The 3,182-nt window shown below is 66.8% G+C and carries 3 protein-coding genes; all 3 read right to left on the bottom strand.

Annotated features, from left to right (window positions below):
* Positions 1-99: 99 nt before the first annotated feature.
* From ACFWQG_RS12800 to ACFWQG_RS12790, 3 genes are read right to left on the bottom strand one after another with little or no spacing between them, the layout of a single operon-like run.
* Entirely contained in the window at positions 100-963 is an 864-nt protein-coding gene (locus ACFWQG_RS12800; RefSeq protein ID WP_378507999.1) for an ABC transporter permease, read from the bottom strand.
* Positions 964-1,815 (bottom strand): ABC transporter permease, encoded by an 852-nt coding sequence (locus ACFWQG_RS12795; RefSeq protein WP_378507998.1) that lies wholly within the window; start codon positions 1,813-1,815, stop codon positions 964-966.
* Positions 1,812-2,780, bottom strand: coding sequence for an ATP-binding cassette domain-containing protein (locus ACFWQG_RS12790; RefSeq protein ID WP_378507997.1), 969 nt, complete (start codon positions 2,778-2,780; stop codon positions 1,812-1,814). The genes ACFWQG_RS12795 and ACFWQG_RS12790 overlap by 4 nt, the downstream gene beginning before the upstream one ends.
* Positions 2,781-3,182: the final 402 nt, after the last annotated feature.

The following is a 3,182-nucleotide window of genomic DNA, read 5'->3' as shown; positions in this document are numbered from 1 at the left end:
CCCCCGGATGAGTGAGGGCCCCACCGCGGTTGCGGTGGGGCCCTCACTCGTTGTGGTTGTTGGTGACCAGTCGGTGGTCGGGAGCAGGCGGTGCGCCCGTCAGATCGGGGTGCCCGCCGCCCTGCGGTAGCCGCGGATCGCGGGCCATGCGAACACGACGATCATGCCGAGCGACCACAGGACCGTCTTGGTCAGTGGTTCTGCGACCGGACCGCCGAGGCTAAGTCCCTTCATCGAGTCGATTGCCGTCGACATCGGCTGGTTCTCGACGAAACTCTGCAGCCAGGTCGGGTAGGCCGCGGTCGGCACGAAGCCGGAGTTGAAGAACATCAGCAGCGAACAGATCAGCGACAGGAGCTCGACGAGCGGGGCCTTGGTCGCGCTCACCGACAGGGCGGTCACCATCGTCGCGAAGCCGATGCCCATCAGCAGCGGCACCAGGATCAGGGCGATCGCGGCGAGCGGGCCCTGGTTGAAGCGGAAGCCGAGCATCACGCCGACGATCAGGATGAGCACCGTGGTCAGCAGGATCCGGACGGCTTCGGAGAGCAGCCTGCTGATCAGCCCGGACGCCCGGTGCACGGGCAGGATCCAGAAGCGGGAGAGCAGACCCTTGCGCCACTCCTCCTTCAACTCCATGCCGCTGGCGATGGAGCCGAACATGGAGCCGACGAGCGCGATCATCGGGGCGTAGCCGTAGACCGCATTGATGCCGGTGGCCTTGGTGACCGAGATGCCCAGCACCGCGTTGAACATGATCAGCATCAGCGCCGGGTAGCCGATCGCCTGCAGCATCGTGAATGGGTCGCGCACCCAGCGGGTCAGCAGCCGCTGCGTCTGCAGGAGGCTGTGCGTGACGAGGGCCTGCCGCGAGTTCTCCGGGTACGCCTCGGTGGTCTCGTGGAAGGTGATCTCGGTGATCGGGGATTCTTCGCGGCGTTCGTGGGTCGGGGTGGCGGTCATCTACTTGCGCCTCACGTTCGCCCACACCGTCAGCGGTGCGATTACCACGAACAGTCCGATGCTCCACCAGATCGCTGGCGCTATCAGGTCCATCGTGGCGTTGCCCTCCGCGATGGAGCGCATCGCGATCGCGAACTGGGAGACCGGCTGATTGCGCACGAAGGCCTGCGACCAGGACGGGAACTGTTCCACCGGGATGAACCCTGCCGAGAACATGCCGAGGATCAGCTGCGGGATGGTCAGCGCCTGGCTGGTGATCACCGGACTCTTGCTGAGGGTGCCGATCAGGTCACCACCTAGCGAGAGGGTCATCGCGAATACAAGGGACATTCCAACGAAGGCGGCGGTGTTGGCGGGACCGCCCTGGAAGCGGAAGCCGATGATGTGCCCGTAGATCAGCGCGGCAATCAGCGAGATGGTGCAGTGCACGAACGACGCCGACATGCGCGATGCGAGCGGCACCCCCGCGAAGATCGGCATCGTCTTGAATCGGGCCTCCATGCCATTCACGGCCTCGAGGGCGGCCTTACCCGCGGCGGAGATGGCGGTGAACGCCATCGCCTGCAGCACGATGATCGCCATCACGTACTGGGCGTAGTCGATGCCCTGGAACTTCATCACCAGGCGCAGCGGAAGGTAGAAGCCGATCGTGAAGATGGCGGGGGCAAGGACCGCGATGAACAGCTGCCCGCTGGTCCACATGCCGCGGATGTTGCGGCCGGTGAGCGCGAGCCACTGCCCGACCGGTGACAGTTCCGGCCTGCGATGCCTGCCGACCCGGGCCACGACCTTCGACTGCGGTTCGGGTGGCGGGTTGTCGGACTGTGCTGCTCGCGCAGCGACTGCAGTCATGAAGCTTCGCTCTCTTCTTCGGCCGGCTGGCCCGTCAGCGCGAGGAAGACGTCGTCGAGGGAGGGCCTGCGCAGCGCGATGTCGGCCAGCGGGATCCGCGAGATGTCGAGCCGGCGCAGCACCTCGGCGAGGGTCTGCGCGCCATACTGGGCGGGGATCGACAGACGGTCGTGCCCGGTGGCGGTGACGTACTCCGGCGGCACCAGGCTGGTCAGCACGGCGTGCACCCGCGGCAGGTCGGACACGCGCAGCGGAACCACCTCGCAGTAGCTGCCGCCGGTCCGTTCCTTCAGTTGGTCCGCGGTGCCCTCGGCGATGACGGTGCCCTTGTCGATGACGACGATGTTGTCGCTGAGGACGTCGGCCTCTTCGAGGTACTGGGTGGTGAGCAGGACCGTGATGCCCTGCTCCTTGAGGGTGGAGACAAGCGACCACACGCCCTGCCTGCTGCGCGGGTCGAGCCCGGTGGTGGGTTCGTCGAGAAACACCACCTCGGGCCTGGTGACGAGCCCACAGGCGATGTCGACGCGGCGGCGCATGCCGCCGGAGTATCCTGCGACCTTCCGCTCGGCCGCGTACTCAAGGTCGAACTGGCGCAGAAGTTCGCCAGCGCGGGCCTTCGCGGACTCCCGGTTGAGGCCCATCAGGCGCCCGAACAGCACCATGTTCTCCCGCGCCGTCAGCGACTCGTCGAGGGCGGCGTATTGGCCGGTCATCATGATCGACCGGCGCACCGCCGGCGCCTGGCTGACGACGTCGTGTCCGGCGATCATCGCACGCCCGGAGTCCGGGCGCAGCAGCGTGGACAGCACGTTGACCGTCGTCGTCTTGCCGGCGCCGTTGGGTCCGAGGATGCCGAGTACGGTGCCGCGCGGCACCTCGAAGTTGACCCCCCTGAGCGCATGCACGTCACCGAAGGACTTGCGGATTCCCTCGACCAGGACCGCAGAGTGGGGCGTAGGCATGCCTGCGAGTATGTCATGACCTGTTGAACGCGGAGGAAGCCTCGGGGCAGTTCATGCCCTGCCTCTGGCTGGCTGGTGACAGCAGTAACGGCGGCCGCGGGTGCCGCGATCGTCTCCCACACAACGCCTGGTCGGAGTGAACGTGCCGAGAGCAGCGCGTGTCGTGCGAATGATGCCGCCGGTCCTGGTGGCAGATACCGCGATGTACCGGCTGTCGCGGCGTGACGTGGATCGCGTGAACACGCGACGCGCCTCGCCGTCGGGATCTTCGCGCAAGACGAGGTGGGCGTCCCCGCCCGGCCGTGTGGCGGCGCATGGCCGACCTGCCACGCGGTGAGATTACTTCGAATGGATGACGCCAGACGGCTGAGCATCGACGCTCGATTACTTCCCGCCAGCTGG

Source organism: Rhodococcus sp. NPDC058532, from assembly GCF_042719255.1.
GTDB lineage: Bacteria > Actinomycetota > Actinomycetes > Mycobacteriales > Mycobacteriaceae > Rhodococcus_G.
This window is presented reverse-complemented; position numbering and strand designations above follow the sequence as displayed.

Bases quoted from the DNA above. Each gene is read 5' to 3' on its own strand.
- ACFWQG_RS12790 (WP_378507997.1), bottom strand. From the start codon at position 2,780: ATGCCTACGCCCCACTCTGCGGTCCTGGTCGAGGGAATCCGCAAGTCC.
- ACFWQG_RS12800 (WP_378507999.1), bottom strand. From the start codon at position 963: ATGACCGCCACCCCGACCCACGAACGCCGCGAAGAATCCCCGATCACC.
- ACFWQG_RS12795 (WP_378507998.1), bottom strand. From the start codon at position 1,815: ATGACTGCAGTCGCTGCGCGAGCAGCACAGTCCGACAACCCGCCACCC.